At 59.5% G+C, this 24,763-nt stretch carries 24 protein-coding genes; 4 read left to right on the forward strand and 20 right to left on the reverse strand.

What is annotated here, in order from left to right; genetic code table 11:
• Positions 1-10: 10 nt before the first annotated feature.
• The 7 genes from ACI0FG_RS13680 to ACI0FG_RS13710 form a co-directional block, all read right to left on the reverse strand.
• Complete coding sequence (locus ACI0FG_RS13680; RefSeq protein ID WP_419785556.1) at positions 11-1,033, reverse strand: hypothetical protein; 1,023 nt, start codon at positions 1,031-1,033, stop codon at positions 11-13.
• Positions 1,034-1,243: 210 nt separating this feature from the next.
• Complete coding sequence (locus ACI0FG_RS13685) at positions 1,244-2,071, reverse strand: nitroreductase family protein (RefSeq protein WP_419785557.1); 828 nt, start codon at positions 2,069-2,071, stop codon at positions 1,244-1,246.
• A gap of 134 nt (positions 2,072-2,205) precedes the next feature.
• Positions 2,206-3,774 (reverse strand): DHA2 family efflux MFS transporter permease subunit, encoded by a 1,569-nt coding sequence (locus tag ACI0FG_RS13690; RefSeq protein ID WP_419785558.1) that lies wholly within the window; start codon positions 3,772-3,774, stop codon positions 2,206-2,208.
• A 1-nt stretch (position 3,775) separates the two neighbouring features.
• Positions 3,776-5,017, reverse strand: a complete 1,242-nt coding sequence (locus ACI0FG_RS13695; RefSeq protein WP_419785559.1) for an HlyD family secretion protein — start codon at positions 5,015-5,017, stop codon at positions 3,776-3,778.
• Between the two features lie 63 nt (positions 5,018-5,080).
• A complete protein-coding gene (locus ACI0FG_RS13700; RefSeq protein ID WP_419785560.1) occupies positions 5,081-5,647 on the reverse strand; it encodes a TetR/AcrR family transcriptional regulator in 567 nt (188 codons plus the stop codon).
• A gap of 327 nt (positions 5,648-5,974) precedes the next feature.
• Positions 5,975-6,622 (reverse strand): peroxiredoxin-like family protein, encoded by a 648-nt coding sequence (locus ACI0FG_RS13705; RefSeq protein ID WP_419785561.1) that lies wholly within the window; start codon positions 6,620-6,622, stop codon positions 5,975-5,977.
• A gap of 232 nt (positions 6,623-6,854) precedes the next feature.
• A complete protein-coding gene (locus ACI0FG_RS13710; RefSeq protein ID WP_419785562.1) occupies positions 6,855-7,487 on the reverse strand; it encodes a nitroreductase family protein in 633 nt (210 codons plus the stop codon).
• 135 nt (positions 7,488-7,622) lie between these two features.
• On the opposite strand from ACI0FG_RS13710, the gene ACI0FG_RS13715 reads away from it, so the two are divergent.
• The gene (locus tag ACI0FG_RS13715; RefSeq protein WP_419785563.1) at positions 7,623-8,015 is read left to right on the forward strand and encodes a DUF2721 domain-containing protein; all 393 of its coding nucleotides are present in this window, start codon (positions 7,623-7,625) and stop codon (positions 8,013-8,015) included.
• A gap of 19 nt (positions 8,016-8,034) precedes the next feature.
• On the opposite strand, the gene ACI0FG_RS13720 is transcribed toward ACI0FG_RS13715, so the two are convergent.
• Complete coding sequence (locus tag ACI0FG_RS13720) at positions 8,035-8,535, reverse strand: hypothetical protein (protein WP_419785564.1); 501 nt, start codon at positions 8,533-8,535, stop codon at positions 8,035-8,037.
• 176 nt (positions 8,536-8,711) lie between these two features.
• The gene (locus ACI0FG_RS13725; protein ID WP_419785565.1) at positions 8,712-9,143 is read right to left on the reverse strand and encodes a hypothetical protein; all 432 of its coding nucleotides are present in this window, start codon (positions 9,141-9,143) and stop codon (positions 8,712-8,714) included.
• Between the two features lie 353 nt (positions 9,144-9,496).
• Here ACI0FG_RS13725 and ACI0FG_RS13730 point away from each other — a divergent pair, with 353 nt between their 5' ends.
• Positions 9,497-10,771, forward strand: a complete 1,275-nt coding sequence (locus ACI0FG_RS13730; RefSeq protein WP_419785566.1) for an HD-GYP domain-containing protein — start codon at positions 9,497-9,499, stop codon at positions 10,769-10,771.
• A gap of 225 nt (positions 10,772-10,996) precedes the next feature.
• Here the strand turns inward: ACI0FG_RS13730 and ACI0FG_RS13735 are convergent, their stop codons facing one another.
• The 11 genes from ACI0FG_RS13735 to ACI0FG_RS13785 form a co-directional block, all read right to left on the reverse strand.
• Positions 10,997-11,596, reverse strand: a complete 600-nt coding sequence (locus ACI0FG_RS13735) for a hypothetical protein (RefSeq protein ID WP_419785567.1) — start codon at positions 11,594-11,596, stop codon at positions 10,997-10,999.
• Between the two features lie 513 nt (positions 11,597-12,109).
• Positions 12,110-12,937 (reverse strand): carbohydrate ABC transporter permease, encoded by an 828-nt coding sequence (locus ACI0FG_RS13740; protein ID WP_419785568.1) that lies wholly within the window; start codon positions 12,935-12,937, stop codon positions 12,110-12,112.
• A 3-nt stretch (positions 12,938-12,940) separates the two neighbouring features.
• Positions 12,941-14,008, reverse strand: a complete 1,068-nt coding sequence (locus ACI0FG_RS13745; RefSeq protein WP_419785569.1) for a carbohydrate ABC transporter permease — start codon at positions 14,006-14,008, stop codon at positions 12,941-12,943.
• Positions 14,009-14,134: 126 nt separating this feature from the next.
• Entirely contained in the window at positions 14,135-15,388 is a 1,254-nt protein-coding gene (locus ACI0FG_RS13750; protein ID WP_419785570.1) for an ABC transporter substrate-binding protein, read from the reverse strand.
• A gap of 77 nt (positions 15,389-15,465) precedes the next feature.
• Positions 15,466-16,563 carry an ABC transporter ATP-binding protein gene (locus ACI0FG_RS13755; RefSeq protein WP_419785571.1) on the reverse strand — a complete coding sequence of 366 codons (1,098 nt, stop codon included), beginning with the start codon at positions 16,561-16,563 and terminating at the stop codon, positions 15,466-15,468.
• A 30-nt stretch (positions 16,564-16,593) separates the two neighbouring features.
• A complete protein-coding gene (locus ACI0FG_RS13760) occupies positions 16,594-17,646 on the reverse strand; it encodes an aldose epimerase family protein (protein ID WP_419785572.1) in 1,053 nt (350 codons plus the stop codon).
• On the reverse strand, positions 17,646-18,668 hold the full coding sequence (locus ACI0FG_RS13765; protein WP_419785573.1) for a LacI family DNA-binding transcriptional regulator: 1,023 nt from the start codon (positions 18,666-18,668) through the stop codon (positions 17,646-17,648). Before ACI0FG_RS13765 ends, ACI0FG_RS13760 begins: the two co-directional genes overlap by 1 nt.
• Positions 18,669-18,674: 6 nt before the next feature.
• Positions 18,675-19,976, reverse strand: a complete 1,302-nt coding sequence (locus tag ACI0FG_RS13770) for a galactokinase (RefSeq protein ID WP_419785574.1) — start codon at positions 19,974-19,976, stop codon at positions 18,675-18,677.
• Positions 19,973-21,013 (reverse strand): UDP-glucose--hexose-1-phosphate uridylyltransferase, encoded by a 1,041-nt coding sequence (locus tag ACI0FG_RS13775; RefSeq protein WP_419785575.1) that lies wholly within the window; start codon positions 21,011-21,013, stop codon positions 19,973-19,975. The genes ACI0FG_RS13770 and ACI0FG_RS13775 overlap by 4 nt, the downstream gene beginning before the upstream one ends.
• A gap of 243 nt (positions 21,014-21,256) precedes the next feature.
• Positions 21,257-21,670, reverse strand: coding sequence for a hypothetical protein (locus ACI0FG_RS13780; protein WP_419785576.1), 414 nt, complete (start codon positions 21,668-21,670; stop codon positions 21,257-21,259).
• 15 nt (positions 21,671-21,685) lie between these two features.
• On the reverse strand, positions 21,686-22,000 hold the full coding sequence (locus ACI0FG_RS13785; protein WP_419785577.1) for a pyrimidine/purine nucleoside phosphorylase: 315 nt from the start codon (positions 21,998-22,000) through the stop codon (positions 21,686-21,688).
• A gap of 115 nt (positions 22,001-22,115) precedes the next feature.
• On the opposite strand from ACI0FG_RS13785, the gene ACI0FG_RS13790 reads away from it, so the two are divergent.
• On the forward strand, positions 22,116-23,123 hold the full coding sequence (locus ACI0FG_RS13790) for a Gfo/Idh/MocA family protein (protein WP_419785578.1): 1,008 nt from the start codon (positions 22,116-22,118) through the stop codon (positions 23,121-23,123).
• A 65-nt stretch (positions 23,124-23,188) separates the two neighbouring features.
• Entirely contained in the window at positions 23,189-24,730 is a 1,542-nt protein-coding gene (locus ACI0FG_RS13795) for an amidohydrolase (protein WP_419785579.1), read from the forward strand.
• Positions 24,731-24,763: the final 33 nt, after the last annotated feature.

Genomic DNA, 24,763 nt, shown 5'->3' on the forward strand with positions numbered 1-24,763 from the left:
CGATTCGGAATCACTCCGTCTGCAACCCCCACTCCCCGGCGCGGGCAGTCAGGGTCGAGGTCGCCCGTTGTTCAGCTTCCATGGACATCTTCCATGTGCATAATCTGGCGACCTGCTTTCCAGTGTCATTGAAACGCATCCCGAACAGCTGGGCTCCCTTTTTCATTTCCTCTTCGACAGGAACTCCCTTGCTTTCCAAAAATTTTATTTCAGGATGATTTTCTGGAAGGCCAGCGGCGACAAACTGGTACTCCTTGTTAGGCGTACTAATGGCAACCCGATCTCCGCCCCCTAAATTGATACAGCCATCTCCTATGGCCAACAATCCTTCGGCTTCCAGACGGGCAAGCAGCTCTCCCGCACTCCCTCGCGAAGTGTCCAGACGAGTATATCTATGATTAGCAATTTCAGCATAGTAACCCACCCAAACATATCCGTGATCCTCGCCGTTTATCTTCAATTGGGCAGAGTTTGACAAAAAGTCATAAATGTCCATGAAATTCGAATATTCCATCATTGCTATATTGAAGACAGTCTTATTCTTAGTCGTCCCCGGCTTTATGGCTTCCAACATGATACAATTTTTGAGCAACTCCGATCGCCAAGGCTCATTGCGCAGCATGAAAAAATTATTGAAAATCCCAAACCAATGGTCATCGAAAGGCTCATCTGTCTCCTGTTCCGCCGAAACGGAATGCAACCCCTCGAAAACCTCTCCATAGATCGCAAGTTTTTTCACTTCCTGAAAAATCAAATCCGCCTGATCCGAGGATACATCCTTTTGGTCTTCAAGCCACCGTCGCCTAACCGCATCTTGGAATTCGATATCTTTTTGCCGGGCGTTGAAATCCAATTTAGTCTTATTCATTTCGGCCACATAATGAAGATATGCTTTCTGCGTTTTTTCGCCAAACACCAACGGAAGATTCATGATGGCCTTCAGTACTCGGCGGGCTGGCTTGGATGAAACGACATCCAACGAAGCCGAAAGCAGTTCAATTCCATCTCCCTTATCTTTTCGCATCTCAGACATCTCAACTCCTTGCCTTCATATTCACAACAAATATCGAAAAGCTAGTCGGCTTTGCGCAAAAAGAAAACACCAATTTATGATGGGTTGTAATGTTCAGTGAATCATATGACGGCAAAAACCGGAGGCCTTGTTTACTACCCGCATGCAAGAAAAGGCCGCCCTCGAATATCCGAAGGCGGCCTTTTCTAGTAGTCTGATATTAAAACGAAATCAGATTTTCGCGCTATTGATAACGCAACCGGGGCGCTGCACCGTGCGGTGGTGCTTCACGGCAGACTTGCCGAAGGCCATGACGCAGGCCACGACGTGATCCGCAGGGATGCCGAGCAGCTCGCGCAACTCCGGGCAGATGGCGTCGATAAAGGCACGGGCGATGCCGTCCCAGACCGTGCCCAGTCCGTGGCTTGAGGCAAGCAAATCAAAATAGCTCATGACGATATGGCAATCCGCCATGGGAGCCAGCGCGGTCTTCGGGGCCGTGGCGATGAGGACGTGAGGCGCACCACGGAAGATAACGTCCTCGTCCGGCTCTGCATCGCGAAAATAATCGCCCATGCGCTCGTATCCGGCCGGAAGGGTCCCGTCGTTCAACCGCTGCATGGCCGCATCCATGGCAGCCTTGCGCAGCCGGTCCATGGCTGCGGGATCATCCACCACTGTCAGGGTCGCGGGCCGCAGGTTCACAGCCGTGGGCGCGTGGGACGCCACTTCCAGCAAGTGATGGATAAGTGCCGGATCAACACCTTCCTTCTTGTAATGGCGGATGGAACGTCGGCCCATGATGAGCGTTTCCATCTTCCCGGGATCAGGCATATTGCCCTTGAGCGGCAGGGAATCATCGGGGTCCAGCCCGAAGATGGATACCGCGCCGGTGGGGCACACGGCCAGACAGTGCTGGCACTCGATGCACAGCTCCTCCCGCTCGGGCAAAACATAAGGAACGCCGTCAGCATCCGCTTCCAGCACATGGGCAAAACAGTCGCGCACACAAGCGCCGCAACCGATACATTTCTCCGAATCCGCCTTGAAATCCAACATGGCTCCTCCTGTGATGGGTTGGGATATCCAGCCTACACTACGTTGCTACAAAGACAAGCAGGCACTTTTTGGTTACCTGCTCCCGCCAAAATTCGAATTCATTTTTCCCGATGCATTGCCGACGTGAAAAAATGCTAGCCTTTTCCGGTGTCGGCCTCGGGTTTGGCCTTACGAGGCAGCAGGAAAACCATGGGCACCAGGACCAGAAAGAGTCCGCCGAAAATGAACGAGATGTCGTTGTAGGCGAGCATGGTGGCCTGACGCATCAGCTTCTGTTCCAACATACCGACGGCCACCTGACTCGCCTGAATGGCATCAAGCCCCCTGGCGACAAGGCCGTTGGTCAGGACCGTCAGCTGGTCCCGCGTAACCTGACTCAACTCGCTGATGTGCCCGGCCAGATAAGCGCGGTGAATGGCCTGCCCCCGGTCCAGCAGCACGGCCACCAGACTGTAGCCAATGTTGCCGCCCACGCGCCGGGCCAGGGTGTACAGGGCCGAAGCGTCCGTCATCTGGCTTTTTTCCAACGTACTGAGCGAAACGGTGGAAAGCGGCACGAACATGCACGGCATCCCCACGCCCATGACCAGCAACGGCAGCACCAGATCGTCGAACCCGGCGGTCACGGTCAGCTTGGTCAGCTCCCAGTAGGAATACATGATGATGACGATGCCGCCCATGACCATGGCCCGTGCGCCGACTCGCGGATAGGCCCACCCTACGATCGGCATGACGCACAGCAGCACCAATGCGCGCGGCGCAAGCGCCAGCCCGGATTCAAAGGCCGGGTAGCCGAGAATGTTCTGGGTATATTGCGGCAGGATAAACGTGGTGCCGAACAGGGACACACCGAAAATCAACCCCATGACCGATCCCAGAGTGAGATTGCGATTCTTGAGCACCCGCAGGTTGACCACCGGTTCCTTGTAGCGCAGCTCCCAATAAATAAGGATGACCAGCGAAATCAACGTCGCGGCAGTCCACCAGCGGATCAGATCGGAATCGAACCACTGTTCCTCCTGGCCGCGCTCCAGCACCACCTGCATTCCGGTCAGGCAGACCGAAAGCAGGATGATGCCCAGCCAGTCCACCGAGCGGATGCCCCGCTTCAGATACGGCGGGTCCCAGACGAACTTCATGGTCAGCAACATACCCACCGCGCAGAAGGGGACGTTGATGTAAAAAATCCAGGGCCAGCCCCAGGCATCCGTCAGCCAGCCGCCCGCGATGGGACCGAGCGCCGGGGCCAGAACCACGCCCATGCCGTATACGGCCATGGCCATGCCCTGCTGGGCCGGAGGAAACGTTTCGCGCAATATGGCCAGCGAAACCGGAATGAGGGCGCCACCTCCGATCCCCTGAATGACACGGAAAATTATCATCTCCGGGAAATTCGACGCCATGCCACAAAGCACCGAACCGCCGGTAAAAAGTGCGAACGAGGCCAGATAGAAATTCTTGCGCCCCAGCAGCGAACTCCACCAGCCCGACATGGTGACCATGATGATCTCGGCGATGGAGTAGCTGGTGGCCACCCAGGTGATGGAAGACAGGTCCGTTCCGAAACTGCCCATCATGTGGCGCATGGAGACATTGACCACGCTGGTATCCATGACCGCCATGAACGCACCGAACACCACAGTGCCACCGATGGTCCACCGCTCGGCCGAGGAAGTCTCCTCGGAAGGTTTGTATCCGTTCATCTTATTGCAACGCGGTCTTCGCGGCCTCGGCCCGGGCGCTGAGAACACCGGAGGCATCGGGAGAACCGACATTCACGCTGGGCACCACGGACATGCCGGGCACCAGCAGCGGGCCGCCTTCGGACCTGGCGTTGGTCTCATCCAGCACAATCTTCACCGGTACACGCTGCACCACCTTGACGAAATTGCCGGTGGCGTTCTCCGGCGGCAGCAGGGTGAACCGGGAACCGGTGCCGCGCTGGATGGAATCCACGCGTCCCTTGAAGGTAGTGGACGGGTAGGCGTCCACCTCTATCTCCACGAGCTGTCCGGGCCGCATGTCGGAAATCTGCGTCTCCTTGAAGTTGGCCACAATCCAGATGTCCTGACTGACCAGGGAAAAAAGCTTTTGCCCCACCTGCACGTAGGCACCGGGTTCAACGGACTTTTTGGTCACATACCCATCGCTCGGAGCGGTGATGCGGGCATAGGAAAGATTAAGCCGGGCGCGCTCGACCTCGGCCTCGGCCTCGCGCAGATCAGCGGTACGCATCTGCACCTTGGCCTCTGCCTGGCGCAGTTCGTCGCCAGCCGTACCAACCGACGCCTTGGCCTGGGTTATACGCGCGGCCTGCGTATCCACCTGCCGTTCGGCCGAATTCAGCTTGGCCCGGCTCATGTCCGCCTGTGCCTTGGCATGGTCGTATTCCTGGCGGCTGACAGCTCCGGCAGCGGCAATGCGACGCATCCGGTCCAGGTCGCTCTCGTCGCGATCGGTGCTCGCCTTGACCTCGGCCACGCCAGCCCTGGCCTGGGCCAGTTCCGCTTCCACCGAGGAAAGCGACGCCCCCTGCTGGAGCAGCGTGTTGCGAGCGGCGGCCACCTCGGCCTGCCCTTCCTCCAAGGATGCTGCGGCTGCCTGGCGTTTGGCTTCGGCTATCTCAAGGGCAACCTCGAAATCACGAGGATCGACCTCTGCCAGCAGCTCGCCCTTTTTCACCCGCTGGTTGTCCGTTACCAGAACGCGGGCGATATGCCCGGCCACTCGGGGGCTGATGGAGATGATCTTGCCTTCGACAAAGGCGTCGTCCGTGGACTCATGGGTCATGATGTGCTGATAAACAGGATATCCTGCGGCAACGCAGACCATCAGCGCTCCGGCGGCAAACAGGTAGAGCGGCTTCTTGCCGCCACGGGGGCTTTTGCCTGTAAAAAATCGTTTTACGGCGGCCATCCGGCCGCTCTCGTTCGTCGTGTTTTCCATCGTCTCTTGCTATGAAAAGGTTTTGCTTGTCCGGACAGGGCGGCACCCCGGCCCGGCAGCGGTCTATTTTTCTCCGGTCAATCCCTGCAACACAAAACAAAGGGCATGGCGGCTGACCGCATCAATATCCGTATCCTGTGGCTCGAAGTGACAGGCTCCGCGCAACAGGCCCGGTATGTATTTTGCCGTCAGGTGAGGATTGTCGTCATGGAAAATCCCCATCTCCACCCCCCGCCTGATGATTGACTCCATGAGCGACAACAGCTCGGCACGCCTGAGCCGCCAGTCTTCGGTGGACGGACAGGTCAGGACCACGCCCTGCATGTCCATATTCGCCGCTTTCTTGAGAAAATGGCGGGCCAGCCCTCGCACGAGGGCTTCAAGCTGCGCTTTCGGGTCCAGACTCTCATCGGCCACAACTCCCTTGAGCCGACTAAGCAGGTCGTCGAACTCCCGGTAAAGAACCGCGAAATAGAGGTCTTCCTTGCTGTTAAAATAGAGGTACAGCGTCCCTTTGCCCACGGCGGCCGTGCGCGCCACGTCACTCAGCAATACTTTGTGAAATGGCTGTCTCGCAAAATGATCCGCGGCCGAATCAAGAATCCGTGTCTGTTTATCCGTATATTCCATTCGGTTCTCGCTTCCATGTTCCGGCGGTCCAGCCGGAGCTTTTCACTCCCGGCCCCCTCAGAACTGACCGGTCAGTTTTAGAGAGCCCGTATTACGCTCCATTTTTATCTCCCGTCAACCAATGACTCCGGGTACCAAAAAAGGCACGCATGGCGCATTATGCTTGAAATATCAGTAATTTAAGCAGCGCGGCACAGCATGCACCGAAAAAATAGTAAAAGAAACTCCGCCCCAAAATCGGGACGGAGCGACAGACTTCACACAGGCAAGACACAAGGAGAATAGCAAGACAGTTGTCCGGCAGATTCCCCCACCCTCACCATGGCGCTACAGCTTTTCGAGTTCCTCGACGATAATTTCCGGCTCCAGCCGATGGGCGTAGTCCACGTCAAAATAGCGGTAGGCCACGGTGCTGTCCCGGTCTATGATGTATGTGGCGGAAACCGGCAGACGATAGGAGTCATCCCCGTTACAGGCAGGGATATCTATGCCGAAGTCTGCGTATATGGACCGCAAGGGTTCGGGAACGACAAAGGCGAGCCGGAAGTCCGACGCTACCTGCGCGCCCTGATCGAACAAGACATCATAGGTAATGCCGAACCGCTCCCGGTTGAGGAGCGAACTTTCCGGAGTTTCGGGCGCAATGGCCGCCACCTGCCCTCCGGCGGCCGCGATGCGGGGCAGTTCCTTCTGCAGCGCCCCAAGCTCCATGCCGCAATACGGGCACCAACCGCCCCGGTAAAAACTCAGGACCAGCGGCCCGGCAGCCAGGTATTGCTCCAGCGAACGCTCGCTCCCCTGCTGGTTTGTCAGGCAAAAACCGGGCACGCGGCCCCCGGCCTGAACGGCCCGGTCCGCTATACCGCTTTCCTGCAACGCTTGAGTGGTGTCCTCAATGACCTGCAGAGCCTCGGCCGAGGCCCTGGCCTTGATCTCCTTGGTATGTGTGGCAAGTTGCTTGCTCAGTACAGACATCCGGCTCCTCCTTCTAGGAAATACCTATCCGTACTGAAGCTGGAAATATTTTGAAAGGAATATTTAAAAGCTGTTCAAATGTTGAACAGTTACAGAAATAGTCAACGTGGTTCACACGGTTGTTCGAAAAAATAAAGACCGGTCCTCTGAAGGAACCGGCCTTGTCGTTTGCTGAAAACCGTATTGGTGCGATGCCGCCCTCAACACTCGGCAAGGGATGCGGACAGACACTCTACGGCAGCAGGATATCTTCCTTTGGCTTACGGTTGTGTTCCGTGGCCTGGCCCGGCGCGGGATGCCCCACCGCAATGAGGCCGACAACACGCAGGCCGGGATCAATGCCGAGCAGTTCCTTGACGTTGGCCTCGTTGAACATGCCCACCCAGCAGACACCGAGACCGAGCTCGACGGCCCGCAGCATCAAAAAGGCATTGGCAATGCCGACGTTCATGGCCGCCGCGCCGAATTTGGCCGCCTCGGCGGCTGCGGTCTCGCGGGCAACGTAATCGTCAATGCCGTCCATGCTGTCGCCCTCAATCAGCTTGTTCTCGCGGAAGAAGAAGGCACTGGCCTGGGAATCGCGCACATATCCTGTCAGGTCGGCGCAGCAGACGATGATAGCCCCTGCTTCGGCCATCCAGGTCTGGGTCCGGGTGTATTCCTTGAGCCCGAATTTGGCGAGCTGCTCCGGATCGGTGACCAGTTTGTACCGCCAGGGCTGCGAGTTGAGGCTGGAAGGGGCCAACCGGGCCGCATCGATCAACGCGTCCAGTTCGGCCGGAGTCACGGGTTCATCGGTGAAGGTGCGTACGCTATGGCGCTTGAGAATGGCGTCGAATACGCCTGTCTTTGCTGTTTCTGACATGGGAAACCTCGCTGTTTCAGTGTGACGGATTCTGTACGGTATGCGGTTCACTCACAGGACGCAAGTCGTGACAATTCCGTTTTGCCATGCTTTCTCCCGCTGGACGTTCGGGCTTCCGCCCTGTAAAGATGAACCATGCAGATATCCGTCACCACTCCCGCTTTGCTGTTTCCGGCCATTTCACTCTTCATGCTGGCCTTCACCAACCGATTCCTTTCGCTGGGAGGCAGGGTGCGTTCGCTCCATGACCAATACCGCAAGGAACCCCACGACTCCATCTTGATGCAAATAGAAAATCTGCGGGTGCGCATCCACCTGATCCGGCGAATGCAGGGGTATGCCATCATCTCCATGCTCTGCTGCATTTTTTCGATGGTATGCCTGTTTCAGGAATTGAATCTGGCCGGAGCCGTGCTTTTTGCGGGGAGTCTGCTCTTTCTGGTCATCTCCCTGGTGCTGTCCTTCATGGAAATCAGAATCTCCGTCCGGGCACTGGACATTCTGCTCGAAGACATGGAACAGGGCTGACGTCCCCGCCCGGCAGGGACTAAAGGTACAGACGCTTGATGGACCGGTTCTTGCCCATGACATTGCGATAGTGCGTGTAGAACTTCTTGGCGCGCTTCAGCGATTCGACCACGACAATAACCAGGTCCCGCCTCTTTATGCTCCGCTCCCAGCAGCATACTTCGGAGTCATCGTCGGTCTTGAAGGTCAGCCCCAGATTAATGATGCTGGTCGGCGTGTCTATCCGGGTACGCTGAAATCTGGATGGCGGGTTGAGGGAAATATCCATTTGAGGGAAAATTTTCTTGTTGCGCAACATCGCATAATTCAGTTTGCGCGTCTCGGCCCGGGAGAGTTTGAGCTCGTCGGCAGAGTAGACGCCGCTGACGCTCACCGAGTCCAGCAACGCCTTGTCATAGGTGGGAGCGGAAGGCCCCAGGGCGCTGAAGACCTCTGTCCGAAAAAACGCAAGAGTGCCCACTGCCACCAGAAACAGTGTCAAAAGAAAGAGATATCTGCCCAAGGCCGAGCTGTCGTTCACGTTGGTAGTCTCCACCATATGTCGACAAAAAAAATCCGCCCGTAACGCCAATTCGGTTACGGCGGCACTCACCATTGCATATCCAGCCACTTTCCATTTAACAATGATTTTTATTTCCCCCAAAAAAAGAGCCCGGACCATTGGTCCGGGCTCTTGAAACGACAGTTGCATTCCCGTCAGATATACAGGCACTTGAAGCTCTGCTTCACATCCGGGTGTTTCATGAATTCCTGATATTCCTTTGCCGCGCGGTCCATATAGAGAATCATTTGAGGCACCAGATCCGTCCGGGAAACCTTCCGGCTCCAGGAGCGCACCTCGCACTCGCCGTTGGCCTTGAGGATCATGGCCCAAACCAGGACGGTGTCGGGCTCCATGTTGTGAGACTTGTCCTTGACGTCGAGAAAGAGATCCACCTCGGGGAACATTCCGCGATGCTCTTCCACCGCCCGGTTGAGCTTGCGGACCTCGCCGCCGGTCAGGCGAAGATCATCCACCTTGACCGTGCCCTTGACGGCCACGACATCGGACAAAGCCGTTTCGCTCCCACTCCCGCTGAATACACCAATGCGTGCGGCCATGGCACCTATCATTATCACGAAAGCCACGACAATAATCCCGATTCTAAACCGGGAGCGCGACTGTGGCCTGTTTTTGCTCATTCAATCTTGCCTTTCTCAAAAAATCAATCTTTCCAGAAGGAAACAATGTGGAAAGATAAAACGCAAATGACAGGTATCTTATTTGAAGCTACTTGGCAATCCTTGTGCACAGCCGTTTTCGCGCCTGCCTGCGGCAACATTCGGCAATATTTGCCAAATTTAATATCATATATCATATCTAAATTTCGCACAAGCAAGTATATCATTTTAGTCTATGATCCGACTTTGTGATCCAAGCCTCTTTCCAAACCGATTAAGGTTGTACACCGTACAACGATGCGCTATCGGGTACGACAGTCATGACAAACCCCAGCCAGCCCGAATACCCCATCGAAATAGACCAGCTCCGCCCCGGAGTTTTCGTTCGCCTGGAGGCATCCAACTGGTTCGCGCACCCCTTTCTCTTCAATGCCTTCAAGATCAGGGACGAGAAGCAGATCACCCTGCTCCGTCGTGTGGGAGTAAGGCGGCTTGTCTGCATCCCCGAACGGTGCGACGTCCTGCCGCTGAAACCCCAAAGCGGCAACCCGGCTTCGGTGCAACCGACCGATGAGGAATCGCGCCGGAGCATGGAGCGCCTCTGGGAGATCAAACGGGAACGAACCCTGCGGCTGAGGGAAAAAAAGGAACGGATCGCCCGCTGCGAAAAGCGGTTCAACTCCAGCATCAAGACCTTCAACGCCATCCTGGCGTCCATAGCGGGCGGCGTTCCCAGCGCGGTTGAACAGGCGGTCGATTTCGTCCGGCAACTGGTGGATACTTTTCTGGACGACCGCGAATCCACCCTGCACCTGATGAACACAATGGATCGGGCCGAGGCCACGTATTCCCACCCCATGAACGTGGCCGTTCTCTCACTGATGATCGGCAGCGAGGTCGGGCTTGCAGAAGACGACATGATCGCTCTCGGCATTGGCGCATTGTTCCACGACATCGGAAAGGCGGGCATTTCAAAGATGATCCTGCACAAGCAGGGCGATCTTAGCCACCCGGAACGGGAAGCGCTGGAACGGCATACGGCGCAGGGAGTCGCTCTGCTGAGAAACTTCGCCACCATTCCGGCCGCAGCCCTGAGCGTGGTGGGAGAACACCACGAGCGCATGGACGGCTCGGGCTATCCCGACCGGCTCAGTGGAAACGCCATAAACAGGCTGGCACGCATCGTCGCCATTACGGACATCTACGACAACCACACCAACCGGCTGGCCCCGGAGCAAAGCCTGACACCCTACCTGGCCCTCTCCTACATGTTCGGCCAGCAGAAGCACCTTTTCGACATGGAACTGCTCACCCTGTTCATTCGCTGCCTGGGGGTCTACCCGCCAGGCACCGTGGTTGAGTTGTCCAACGGCATGGTGGGCATGGTCATGTCCGTCAATCCTCGCAATCAGCTCAACCCGAGCGTGGTCCTCTACGACGAGAGCGTGCCCCGCAAGGAGGCGCTCATCGTGGACCTGGTGGATGAAGAGGAACTTCGGGTGGAAAAATCCATCCGGCTGGCGCACCTGTCCCCGGAGGTGGTCAATTACCTTTCGCCGAGGGCTCGTATTTCCTATTTCGTGGAACCGAAGTAGCCCCGACCACGCCGCTAGTCAGCGCACGCAGCCGGGGCTTTCGGGGAGGAGTCCCGAGTTACGTTCAGCCGCCTTTGAACACTTGCGCACCCGCAGCCCCATTGCCGCCCCGCTTGTGCGGAGTTTCTTCGCATCCCCTCCGGTCCGCTTCCCGCCCGAATGGCGGGAAGCAACGTGACGAGAGGGGAAAGGAGTGGGCTATCCGCAACCGAACCACCCTATTTATCAAGCTATAGCCGGAGCCGGGAAAGGCGCTCCGGCATGTTCGGAAGCACCCTGGTTCAGCTCCCGCCGGACCTCTGCGAGGTCGATGACGCGAGGCGCCACCAGAGAGAACCCGGACGGATCGCACCAGTCGTGCCGGTCCGCGAACATGCCGTCATATCGCACCTCATCCAGGATGAAGTAGTCCTTCTGTCCCATGACCCGGTCCCATTGATGAACCATGAATTCGAACTTGGACGGATCAAAATTCTCGATGTTGTCCCATTGCCAGGAAAAATTGCAGATCTCATTATCGAATCCGAGGACACACAGGAACTTGGCCTTGCTGTCCAGGTACATCCGGCGACGAATCTTCAGCGGATTGGCCGTGATCGCCTTGTAGTCGAATTCCACGGGCTTGTCGTCCAGGGCAACCTGGATATGGCATTCATCGTTGATTCTCATGCCCCAGGTGGCTGTGTTCCCCTTGCGCCACCATTCAAGCGGCTTCATGGAATAGACCTCTGCGCCATATTGGTGGATGAGCTGCGCGGTCTTTGTGGATATGGGATGCAAAGCCAGATCACAGGAATTGCCGTGTACGTTGAAAGTGAGTTCCATCGTCATTCCTCCTTGCATGGAATGATCTTCATTGTGCATAGAACATGCCCACCTTTTTCCGTTGCGAGAAATTGCCGGTTCCATTCGGTTGCCTCTGCGAGAGACAACTCCCCCCCCCGTGCCGACGCCTGCCCCCGAAAATCCGGCTTCACGGCTTTCTATCAATTGAATAATCAATCCCGAGATTGTCCACCATGAAGGAAACGGTTGCAGCCCTTTTTCAGGCACCCCCCTTTTCACGGTCGAAAAAAAGCACAGGAAAATATCACCACGGTTGTCACGGCGGTATATTGCAAAAAACAATGCGGCAAACCGTCACGCGTTGCCAGATGCCGCACGATTGTTTTGCAAAACTTGCGCAATATGAAAGTCCCCCGACGGCTGTGAGCTGTCGGGGGACTGGATGGGAATCATTGACGAATGAAAAGCCACCGCCAAAGGTGCCCCGCCTGCGTGCAGACTTTCCCTCCCGGTGGGGAGTGAATAGGCCACGCTCCGGCAATCGGGAGAGGGTTACTCCTTGACCGAACCGGCCAGCAGCCCCCGGATGAAGTAGCGTCCCAGGAAGATGTAAATGGCCAGAACCGGCACAGCGGCCATGATGGAACCGGCCATGGGCAGGTTCCAGCTTACGGCCTGTCCGCCAGCCAGCTGGGCCAGCCCCACGGTGATGGGGTTGTCCGCATGGCGGGTCAGGCAGATGCCCCAAAGGAACTCGTTCCATATCTGGGTGAACTGCCACAGGCTGGTGACCACGAAACCCGGCACCGAAAGCGGAAACACGATGCGCAGGTAGACGCTGAAGAATCCCGCGCCGTCCAGCCGGGCGGACTCGATGAGCGCCGTGGGTATCTGCGCATAGAAATTGCGGAAGATGAGCGAGGTGATGGGCACGCCGTAGACGATGTGGGCCAGGATCAACCCCGGCAGGCCGCCGTAGAGATGCACGGCGCGCAGGGTCTGGAAGAGCGGGATGAGGATGACCTGATACGGGATGAACATGCCGAACAGGAACAGGGTAAAGATCACCTCGCTGCCCTTAAACTTCCACTTGGCGAAGACGTAGCCGTTGAGCGAACCAAGCAGGGTGGAACCCGCCGTGGCCGTAATGGTCAGAATGATGGAGTTGACGAAGTTGGGCTTCAGCAGATCGATTGCCTGGGCAAAACTTGACCAGTTAAGCGTTGCCGGAAACTCCCATGCCGTAGGCAGGGAGATGTCCGCCGGGAACTTCAGGGCCGTGACCACCGCCATGTAGGCGGGCATCAGGAAGAACAGGGACAGTACGATCAGGATGCCGTAGAGCAGGAACGAGCCCGGAGTGATTTTGCGTGCGACCATGGTCTATCCCCTCCTCCGCTGCTGCTTGTACTGGCTGACCAGGTAGGGGATGATGAAGGTGGCCGCCACCAGGAACAGGACCACGGCAATGGCCGCGCCTCGGGCAAAGTCGTTGGCCCGGAAGGTGGTCAGGTACATGTTCAGGGCCGGGTGGCCGGTTTCCCCGTTGTCCGGGCCGGTCATGGCAAAGATGAGGTCGAACATCTTGAGCGAGATGTGCGAGAGGATGATGACCGCGGAAATGGTGATGGGTTTGAGCATGGGAATGGCCACGTGGCGGTAGTAGCCGACCTCGCCCGCGCCGTCCAGCATGGCGGCGTCGCGCAGGTCCTGGGATATGCCGTTGAACCCGGCCAGATACAGGGCCATGGTGTAGCCGGAGTACTGCCAGATGGTGGCGATGATGATGCCGAGGGTCGCCAGGTTGAAGCCGTGTTCCTCCTCCATGAACAGGGCGCTGGGGAGCATCCCGCCAAATATCCAGGTGGCGACGCCGACAACGATGCCGGGGATCAGCCAGCGCTTCATGGCCTTGCGCGCGTCCTTGCGCAATTTCCACAGCCCGAGAACGATCATGATGAAGGCCACGACATAGAGCAGCACGCTGAACAGGTTCTGCCAGTCGAAGACCAGCACCGCCTTGGTGCTGGACAGCCAGTCGAACTTCAGCGGCTCGGCCCCCGCATAGGTGGGCAGAACATTGACCCCGCCCTGCGGCGCGAGGAGCCAGCGCCAGATGGTGCCGGAAACGATGAACGACAGGGACATGGGGTAAAGGAAAATGGTGCGCAGGATGTCTTCGCCCTTGGGCTTGCGGTCCAGCAGGATGGCAATGAACATGCCGAGCCCGACCGCGCCGCCCAGAAGCATGAGCGAATAATAGACCGCGTTGACAAGATCCTGCCGGAATCCGGCACTGAGGAACCCGGTGAACAGGTCCACGTAGTTGCCCAGGCCGATGAAATGCTTTTCCGGATCCAGGGCCAGAGAACCCGATCCGCCCCAGTCGGTCATGGACGTCCAGACTGTGTCGCCGATGAACCCGTAGACGAAGACCCCTATGAGAATCATAGAGGGCAAGAGCGTCAAAAAGGCCTTTATCCTGTCTCGCGATGCTTCCCGCATGAAAAATAAACCTGCTGCTTGGGGCGCGCCGGGGACGTACCGTCCCCGGCGCAGGCGCCCGTTGTTATTCGATTAGATACCGGCCTTGTCGGCGAGCTGCTGGCAGGCAGCGGCCGCGGCCTTGGGGTTCTTGGTCTTCAGGAACATCTCCATGACTGAGGCGAACCCGCCCATGAAGGTCTCGTTGGCGGCAACGCCGTGGGCCAGGGAACCGAGTACGCGGTTGGACTTCCAATCCTTGGCGGCGGACTGGGAGTACACGTTGTACAGGGACAGGTCGGAGTCCTTGCGGGCCGAGATGGAACCCTTGAGCGGGTTGAAGGCATCACTGCCCTTCTTGGAGCCGAGAAGCGCCAGCCAGGCAATGGCGTTGTCGCGATGCGGCGCGCCCTTGGGCAGGCCGAAGGAGTCGGCCAGGAACACGAAGTCGCCGGTGGTGCCGGGAGAGGCGATCCAGCCGAAGTCCTTGCCGGGCTGCATCTTCTTGGTGGTGGACATGTAGCCGGCGGCCCAGTCACCCATGATGTTGAAGGCGGCACGGCCGTCGATGACCATATCCGTGGCCTGCTGCCAGGACAGGGAGGAAGCGTCCGCATTGGTGTATTCCAGAACCTTGCCGAAGAGCTCCCAGGCCTTGACGACCTCGGGGGAGGTAAACTTCAGCTTGCCGGCCCACAGGGCGTCCCAGTTGTCGGCGCCCATGGCGGCCACGGCAACGGATTCCCACAGGTGGTTGGCGGTCCAGTTCTGAGCCAGGGCCAGGGGCACGATGCCCTGCGCCTTCAGCTTGGGTGCGATGGCGAAGAAATCATCCCAGGTCTTGGGAGCCTCGACGCCCCACTTCTTCAGGTTGGCGGGGATGTACCACATCACGTTGGAGCGGTGGATGTTCACCGGCACGGACCAGATGCCCTCGTCGGTGCCGATCAGCTTGAGCAGGCCCTCGGGGAAGACTTCCATCAGCCCCTCTTTTTTGAACATCGGGGTCAGGTCTTCCATGCGGCCGGCCTTGACCCAGGTGCCGATCAATTCCTGCCCGGCGTGGACCTGGAAGGAATCCGGAGGCTCGTTGCCCAGCATACGGGTCTTGAGCACGGCCTTGGCATTGACGCCGGAACCGCCGGTGACCGTGGCGTTGATCACCTTCACCTTGGGATTCTGCTGTTTGTACATGTCGATCAGTGCCTGCAGGGCAGGACCTTCGTCACCGGCCCACCAGGAGAAGATCTCCAGATCGCCGGACAATTCCTTGGCCTGAACGGCCTGCGGAGCGGAAAGCAGCAGGGCCGCAATCAGCGCCACGCACAACTTGGCAAGCGTTTTCATCACATACCTCCTAATGTTGAACAAAAACGAATTCGACAATCAAAATTCCCGAATCAATAGCTTGTGCACCCGAAAAATCAATCCAGAGCCAAAGTGGTCTTCGCGTCGAACAGGACCATGCGGTTGAACTCGAACCCGATGGGTACGATCTCGCCCGGATTGGCCACCACGCGGCCTTCCACCTCGGCCAAAAGTTCGTTCTCGCCGTCAATGACGATCTCCAGATGAGACTGGCCGCCCAGAATCTCCGAAACCACGACCTCGCCCCGGCACCACCATTCCTTGGGCAGCTTTTCAATGGAATCGCCCATCTTGATGGAGTCGGGCCGGATACCGACGAGCACCTCCATGCCGTCGGACAGGGAACCGTAACGGCCTTCCGGCACCGGAAAAACGGATTTCCCCACTTCCACAAACGTCTTGCTGTCCCGCAGCCGCACCGTACCCTCCAGAATATTCATGGGCGGGTTGCCGATGAACCGGGCCACAAAGACGTTGGCCGGTTTCTCGAAGACCTCGATGGGTGTGCCCACCTGCTGAATCTCGCCGCCCTTGAGGATGACGATGCGGTCGGCCAGGGTCATGGCCTCGATCTGGTCGTGGGTAACGTAGATGGTGGTGGTCTTGAGCCGGAGGTGCATTTTCCGCAGCTCCATGCGCATCTGGGTGCGCAGCTGGGCATCCAGGTTGGAAAGCGGCTCGTCAAAGAGAAATACATCCGGGTCGCGGACAATGGCCCGGCCCATGGCCACGCGCTGCCGCTGACCGCCGGAAAGTTCGGAGGGCTTGCGCTCCAGGTACGGCGCCAGCTCCAGGATACGGGCGGCCTCGGTCACCCGCTCCTCGATTTCCGTCTTGGAATGTCCGCGCATCTTCAGGGAAAAACCCATGTTCTCGCAGACCGTCATATGCGGATACAGGGCATAGTTCTGGAAGACCATGGCCACGTTGCGGTCCTTGGGCGAAACCTGGTTTACCACCCGTCCGCCAATGGAGATTTCACCGCCGGAGATTTCTTCCAACCCGGCTATCATACGCAGCACCGTGGACTTGCCGCACCCCGAAGGGCCTACCAGGACGATGAATTCCTCATCCTCGATCTTGAGGTCGATGCCGGGCACCACCTCGACTTTCCCGTACCGTTTGACGATCTGCTTCAACTCCACATCTGCCATACTGTCACCTTGATATCTGTCGTTTGCCGCTTACTCGGCGGAGAAGCGGTATTCTGTTTTCTGCACATATTCCGCGCTCGCGTCCACGATCACGGAAGGAAATTCCGGGTGGTTGGGGGCATCCACATATCCGCTTGGCTCCACGCAAAACGCGGCATAGCGTCCGTAATGTTCCCCGCTTCTGCCGGTCTCGTCCAACGAATTGCCGGTGTAAAACTGGAATCCGGGCTGGGTTGTCCAAACCGTGAGGGTCCGCCCGGAAACCGGGGCATGAACCGTTGCCGCGCGGCACAAACCGCCCGTTTCGCCATCCAGCACGTAGTAGTGGTCATACCCTCCGGCCATTTCCAGGGCGGGATATTTCTCGCCGATCCGGCTGCCAACGGGCCTGGGCTCTGAAAAGTCCATCGGCGTCCCGGCCACGGGCACAACCTCGCCGGTCGGGATCAGGTCCCCGTCCGTCGCCAGATAGTTGGAAGAGGCCAATTCGGCCGTGTGGTCCAGCACCGTGCCACGGCCAGCCCCGGCCAGATTGAAATAGGGATGGGAGGTCATGCTGACGGGCGTTGGCAAATCCCGGCTCTGGGCCCGATACTCGATACGCAAACCATCGGCAAGGAGTACATAGGTCACGACAACGCTCAGATTGCCCGGATATCCCTGATCGCCATGGCCGCTGAAAAGCTTGAGGGAAAGGGCCGGACCATCGGGATGCCGAACGATCTCGCCCATCCAGACACGACGATTGAACCCGCGAGGGCCGCCATGCAGTTGATGTCCACGCCAATTGGGAACCAGCTGCCAGGTGCAGCCGTCCAGCGCAAACCGGGCATGGGCCACGCGATTGGCCACCCTTCCGATGGTTGCACCCAAACATGCCTGACCGCGAACATATTCCTCCAGCCCGTCATAGCCAAGGACGACCTCGCCCAAAGCGCCGTCCCGATCAGGCACCAGCAGAGAGACCAGGGTCGCCCCATACTCCGAGACCTGCGCACGCAGGCCGTTCTCCCGCTCCAGGGTGAACAGACGTACGGCATAGCCTTCCGGCCCAGTGCCCCAGGATTGTTGTAAAACAGGCATTAGCAATGGCTCCTGGCGGATGATCCCCGAACCCGCAGTTCGGTATTGAGCACCACTGTCTCGGGCGTGACCATAGCATTATCCGTGTCGAATTGCTTCAGTAAAAGCGAAGCGGCCGTCCGGCCCATGGTGAACGCGGGCTGGTACATGGAGGTCAGGGCCGGGTCGATAAGCGCGGCAATGGGCGTATCGGAAAAGCCCACCAGAGCGATGTCGTCCGGGATGCGGAGCCCGGCCTTCTTGAATTCGGTGTACATGCCCACCGCCACGGGATCGTTGATGGCGAGCACCGCGTCCGGCCGCTCCGGCATGGCCAGGAACTTGGCCGCGCCCCGACGGCCTTCCTCTTCGCCGTATCCCCCATGCAGGTGGAACCGCGCCTCATAGTCCAGCCCATGGTCGCGCAGGGCGTCACGGTATCCCTCGAACCTTTTCCGATTCAGGGCGATGCCGTCCTGCCCCGCCATGTGACCGATGTGCCGATACCCGGCCTCGGCCAGATGGGAGGTAGCCACATAGGCAGCCTTGTAGTCGTCAACCACCACCTTGCTGGTATCCAGCCCTTCCACCACGCGGTCGAACTGGACCAGGGGCACGCCCTGGCGGATGGCGCCCGCAAGGTGCTCGTAGGTCGTGGTCTGGGAGGAAATGGCGATGAGCAGCCCGGCCACCCGGTTGGCTACCAGGGCCTGGGTATTGATGATCTCGCGGCGCAGCGTCTCCCCGGACTGGCAGACCATGATGGTGTAACCGTTCTCGTAGGCCACTTCCTCTATGCCGCTGATGACCGTGGAAAAAAAGTCGTGGCCGATCTCCGGGACGATGACCCCGATGGTGTTGGAACGGCGTTTTTGCAGGGACTGGGCCAGCTGGTTGGGGTGATAGTTGTACAACTCCGCAGCTTCGGTGACACGTTTTTTCGTGGCGGCGCTGATATCAGGATGGTCCCGCAAGGCGCGGGAAACCGTGGACGCGGAAATATCCAGTTCCCGGGCGAGGTCTTTGATGGTGAACTGGGACACGGCGCTCTACTCCTCGCAGTCCCGAAGAAAAATGACTTCGTTGCCGGGCTTGCGAACGTGCAGCGGCAGCACGGACCTCGGCCCGAATACCCCTTCCATGAACGCACGGTACTCCTCGAACCGCGCCTCCGGCACGTAGGCCTGGATGGTCCCGGCAAATCCGCCGCCCTGAATTCGGCAGGCACCCTCGCCGTTCAGGAACCGCTTGGTCAGTTCCAGGGCCAGTGGAATGGGCTGGCTGAGCGGACGGGACGGGCTGAAACAATTTTGCAGCAGCCGCAAGGAGGAGTCGCCCGAAGCCGTGACCAGCTCAAGAAACCGGGCCATATCGCCTTGTTCCAGGGTGGCCGTCTCCTCCGCGGCCCGGTCGGATTCTTCGATGAAATGCAGCAGCCGCAACACCGCACGGTCACCCGCCTCTCGCCGCAGCTTCGGAGCCGCCGCCAGCACCTGCTCCACGGTCAGCCCACGGGCGAAGTCCCGGCCCAGCACCCGCGCCGCCCGGCCCATCTCATCGGGAATGGCCGCATAGTCGGGGGTCAGGTCCGCATGGCTGCCGCCGGTATCCACCACGGTCAGCCGGTAGCCCGTTTTCTCGAAATCGAAATCCACATTGCGCACCACCGGATGTTCCGGATCGGCAAAGTCGATGGAGACCACGCCCTGGCAGGCGCAGGCCAGCTGATCCATGAGCCCGCAAGGTTTGCCGAAATGCACGTTTTCGGCAGCGCGGCCACACCGGGCAAGGGTCAGACTGTCGACCTTTCCGTCATTGTACAGATGGCTGAGGACCCGCCCCAGACAAACCTCGAAGGCTGCCGAGGAACTCAGTCCCGCACCCATGGGAACCATGCCGGACACGCAGGCATCAAATCCGCCGACAACAAACCCGCTGCGACGCAGGGCATGGGCCACGCCACGCACCAGTGCGGTGGGCGTTCCGTGCTCCTCCGGCCGGGGGGCCAGATCGTCCAGATTTACCTCTATTGTGCCGGAAACACCTTCCGACCGAATACGGATGAGCGGCCCCTCCGCGCGGATAGCCAGGGCGAGGCAATCGAAATGCACCCCGGCGGCCAGCACGACACCGTGGTTGTGATCCGTATGGTTGCCGCCCAGTTCCGTCCGGCCCGGCACACTGACCAGCGCGGCGAGCCCCATTTGCTCGGAACGCTCCATGCGCCCCAGCAACGCCAGATAACGCTGGCGCTGTACGGCCAATTCCTCCGGTCCGTAAAATTCAGACAGCAGTTCGTCCATGTCGCCATCCTCAAGGTGGCGACGGTAGGCGGTCACGGTCTTTTTCACGCACCCTCCAGGTAGTGAATCTCGGACAGGCCGCGCAGCCGGTCGGCGGCGGCTTCGGGGGTCAGATCGCGCTGGGGCATGGCCAGCATCTCAAAGCCGACCATGAACTTTTTCACGGACTTGGACCGCAGCAGCGGGGGATAGTAATGCAAATGGAAATGCCAGTGAGGGTGCTCCGCCCCGTCCGTGGGCTGCTGATGGATACCCATAGAAAAAGGGAACGAGGTCTGAAACAGATTGTCGTAGCGGATATTCAGCCTGACCATGGCATCGGCCAGGGAACGGCGGACGGCCGCATTCATTTCGAGGATGGACGTCATGTGCGTCCGGGGCAGAATCATGGTCTCAAACGGCCAGGTGGCCCAGAACGGAACCAGGACCACGAAATGCTCGTTTTCCAGCACCACGCGCTCCCCGCTCTCCAGCTCCCGGCGCAGGTAGCGGCAGAGCAGGCACTCGCCCCGCTCGTCCAGGTGGCTGCGCTGGCGGACATCCTCCAGGCCGGGCAGCATGGGTACGGACCTCGTGGCCCAGATCTGGCCGTGGGGATGCGGATTGGAACAGCCCATGACAGCGCCCCGGTTCTCGAAAATCTGGACGTGGCCGATCTCCTCGCGCGCGCCGAGGTCGCGGTACTCCTCGCACCAGCGATCCACCACAGCGGCCGCGCGGTCCACGCCCAGCCGGGCCATGGAGAGATCATGGCGGGGAGAATAGCAGATCACACGGCAGGTGCCGGTTTCGGGCTCGGCCACGAGCAAATCGTCGGATGCAAAATCTTCGGATGGCGACTCGGGCAGCAGCGCCGCGAAGTCGTTGGTAAAGACATAGGTGCCGTCGTAGTCGGGGTTGACCGCCCCTCCGGCGCGATGATTGCCGGGGCACAGGTAGCAGTCGGGATCGTGCGTTGGCCGCTCTTCCAGGTCGGGGTTTTCCTGCTGCCCCTGCCAGGGCCGCTTGGTACGATGGGGCGACACCAGCACCCACTCGCCTGTGAGCTGGTTCAGCCGCCGATGCGGACACTCATCAAAAAACATTTTTTCCCCTGCTGTTCCCACGAAAAAAGCGGCGTACTTCCGGCTCACCGCAAACGTTGCCGCAAACGTTTGCGACACCGCCCTGAAACAAACCATACGGATGCGAAAGTGTCAAGGCGGAACGGCGAAAAACGCCGCCGGAACACATCCTGGCGGCGTTTTAACAAAAACCGTCCCGATTCATGCGCGGCCGCAAAGAAACAGTGCGGTTACGCCGATTTGCATTTTTTTGAGGGCTAACCGCTACTGGGCGACAACCTGGGACAGCACCTGCCCCACCAGGGCGGCTGCCGGGATGGAAAAGCACAGGCGCGCCTGCGTCTCCCCGAAGAGGACATCCATGTACACGGTCTCGCCGTGCTGGAAGCTTTCAGCGGCCGTTCCCGTCACCAGGGGCAGCTCGGTAGGTGCGTCCTCATCGAAACCGATGGGGGTCATGCCCTCACGCTCCGGCCCCATGGAGGCCTGGCTCATATTGGACAGTCCAGCCGCCATGGCAGCGGCCACGTCCAGGCTCACGGGCAGGTAGACCGGGCCGAATTGGAACAGGCATACCGGATGTTCCTCCAGCAGCATGGCCTGGCCCGGCCCATCGGGAAACTCCAGCAGATACGGGCCCTGGTCGTCGAATTCGATTCTCTGGCCTTCTTCGGACATGGTCTCGTCTCCCTTTTAGTCTACGTAGGAACAGCAGTAATCGACCACGGACGCCACCTTGAGCTGGAACCGGGACTTGCCGGGCACCTCGAAACGCTGCCCGCCCGAAATCTTCACCCACTCCTCGGAACCGGGAAGCAGCACTTCCATGTCTCCGGTGGTAATCTCCATGATCTCCGATTTGTCCGTACCGAACTCGTATTCGCCCGGCAGCATGATGCCCAGGGTCTTGACGCTTCCGTCGGGGAAAGTGACGGCCCGGCTGGTGACCTTGCCGTCAAAGTAGATATTGGCCTCGATGGTCACCGTGACGCCTGTGAATTCGGACATGCCTGCTCCTGTTCGGGTGAATGGATGTTCATGGGTAAACCGCCCCTTGCATGGAAACGGTATCAAGGTATACTGACCGCTCCCGGACACCGTCAACCTTGATAGGGCTCAGCGCATGGAAAAAGTACGTTTCGGCATCCTCGGCACCGCAAAAATCGCCCGCGAGAAAGTCATCCCCGCCTTGCAAAAGGCCCAATGCATCGAAGTCACGGCCATTGCCTCCCGGTCCAAGGCGGCCGCCGACAAAACGGCCGAACTCCTCGGCATCCCCAAAGCCCACGCCTCCTACGAAAAGCTACTCAAGGATTCAAAGGTGGACGCCGTCTACATCCCCCTGCCCAACCACCTGCATGTGGACTGGACCATCCGGGCCATGGCCGCTGGCAAGCACGTGCTGTGCGAAAAGCCCCTGGGCATGTGCGACGACGAGGTCAACCGGCTCATCGACGCCACCAGCCGCTACCCCGACATCAAGGTCATGGAGGCGTTCATGTACCGCCACCATCCCCAGTGGGAGGAGATAAAACGGCTGGTCGACGCGAAGGAGATCGGCGAACTCGTCTCCATCCATACCGAATTCTCCTATTTCAACGCCGATCCCGCCAATATCCGCAACAACGCGGAATCGGGCGGCGGCGCGCTCATGGATATCGGCTGCTACGCCATAGCCCTATCCCGTTTCCTGCTCGATGCCGAACCCCGGCGCGTGTTCGGCCTGCTGGACATGGACCCGGCCTTCGGCACGGACAAGACTGCCACCGCCATGCTCGATTTCTCCGGCCGCATCTCCACCTTTTCCTGCTCCACCCAGGGGGCGAGGCACCAGCACGTCTCCATCGTCGGAACCACCGGCCGCATAGACATTCCCCTGCCCTTCAATCCCCTGCCGGACAGCCCGGCCCAGTTCCTGCTCCAGCGGGACCACATCGACGACCCGGCCCACGCGCTGAAGACCGTGACCTTCCCCATCTGCGACCAGTACACCACCATGGCCGACCGCTTTGCCAAATCCATATTGGACGACACCCCGGCGCCCGTCGGCCTGACCGATGCCTGGGCCAACATGCACGTCATCGACGCCATCAGGGAAAGCTCGGCCACAGGGCAGTGGGAGGCTTGCTGACCAAGCCTGCGACAGAGCCAAAATCAAAGATTGACGCCCCCGGCGAAAAGCGGGAAAAATGGGTCATGCCTACTCCAAATCGCTGCTGTTTCGTCAATGTCAACGGGTACTCGCTGGACGGCGGGAACACCCGGTTCTCCTCCCTTGCCATGGAGGACGGCCGCATCGTGGCCGTGGGCGGCCCGGACGCCGTCTCCGCACAGATAGATGCGGGCTGGCCCGTGCGCGACCTGCAAGGCAGGACCATGCTCCCCGGCTTCATCGACACCCATCAGCACCTCGGGCTGACCGCGCAGGTGCTGGGCGGCCTGGACCTGAGCAAGGCGGCGGACATGAGCGACATCCGCGCCATCGTGGCCGAGGGATATGCCAACGGCGATGCAGACCACTGGGTCCTCGGCTGCGTCCTCAACGAGCTGGACCTGAAGGAACGGCGCCTCCCCCTGCGTGAGGACATCGACGCGGCCTGCCCGGACCGCCCGGCCATGCTCGTCCACGCCTCCTGGCATCTCTGTGTGCTCAATTCCAAGGCGCTTGAGATCCTCGACCTGCCGCCCAACCTGCCCGGCATGGACCTCAAGGACGGCCGCCCCACGGGTGTGATCCGCGACCCCGGCACCCTCACCCACGTCTTTCCCACTGTCAGCCGCCTTACCCCGGACGAGGTGAAGCTGGAGCGGTTCCGCGCCGCCTGCCGCGCGGCCATCCGCCAGGGCATCACCACCCTGCACTGCCTGGAGGGCGGCGACTTCGGCCCAGGCGACACCCCGGTGGTGGTCAAAAACAAAGCGACCCTGCCCGTCAACGCCGTGATCTGGAATCAGGTCATGGATATCCCGGAGACCCTCTCCCTCGGCCTGCCGCGCATCGGCGGCTGCATCTGCGCGGATGGAGCCATGTCCGCCCGCACCGCCGCCCTGCTGGAACCGTACAGCGACGATCCCGAAAACTACGGCGCGCTGAACTACACCCAGGAGCAGATGGACGACTTCATCATGGCCGCCCACAAGGCAAACCTTCAGGTGGCAGTGCATTGCGAGACCGACGGTGCCATCGAACAGGTGCTGACTTCCATGGAGCGAGCGCTCGCGGCCATGCCCCGCGAAAATCACCGCCACCGCATCGAACACTGCGAAATTCCGACCATGGACCAGCTGGACCGCATGGCCCGGGCGGGCATCATCGCGGCCATGCAACCCTCCTTCTTTCCCTTCCTGGTGGATTGGGACGACTATGTCTCCCGTTTCGGCAAGGAGCGCATGCAGCGCATCCATCCCTACCGAACCATGCTCAACAAGGGCATACACATGTGCGGCGGTTCGGACTGCCCCATTACTCCGTACACCCCGCTCACCGGCATCCAGGCTGCGGTGCTCCACCCCGTCGAGTCCGAACGGCTCACACCGGAGGAGGCAATCCGCCTGTTCACCTCGGACGCGGCCTATGCGGGATTCGAGGAAGACGAACGAGGTTCCATCGAACCGGGCAAGGCCGCCGATATGGTTGTGCTGGCCGAAGACCCCTTCCTGATGGCACCCGAAACCATTGCCGCCATTGATATTGTGGAAACATACTGCGAGGGAGTCCGGCACACCGCTACGGACTAATTTCTTTCACCGGCCCCTGTGCCGTCAATCCCG

This window comes from Pseudodesulfovibrio sp. 7M6 (assembly GCF_050058625.1).
GTDB lineage: Bacteria > Desulfobacterota > Desulfovibrionia > Desulfovibrionales > Desulfovibrionaceae > Pseudodesulfovibrio > Pseudodesulfovibrio salinus.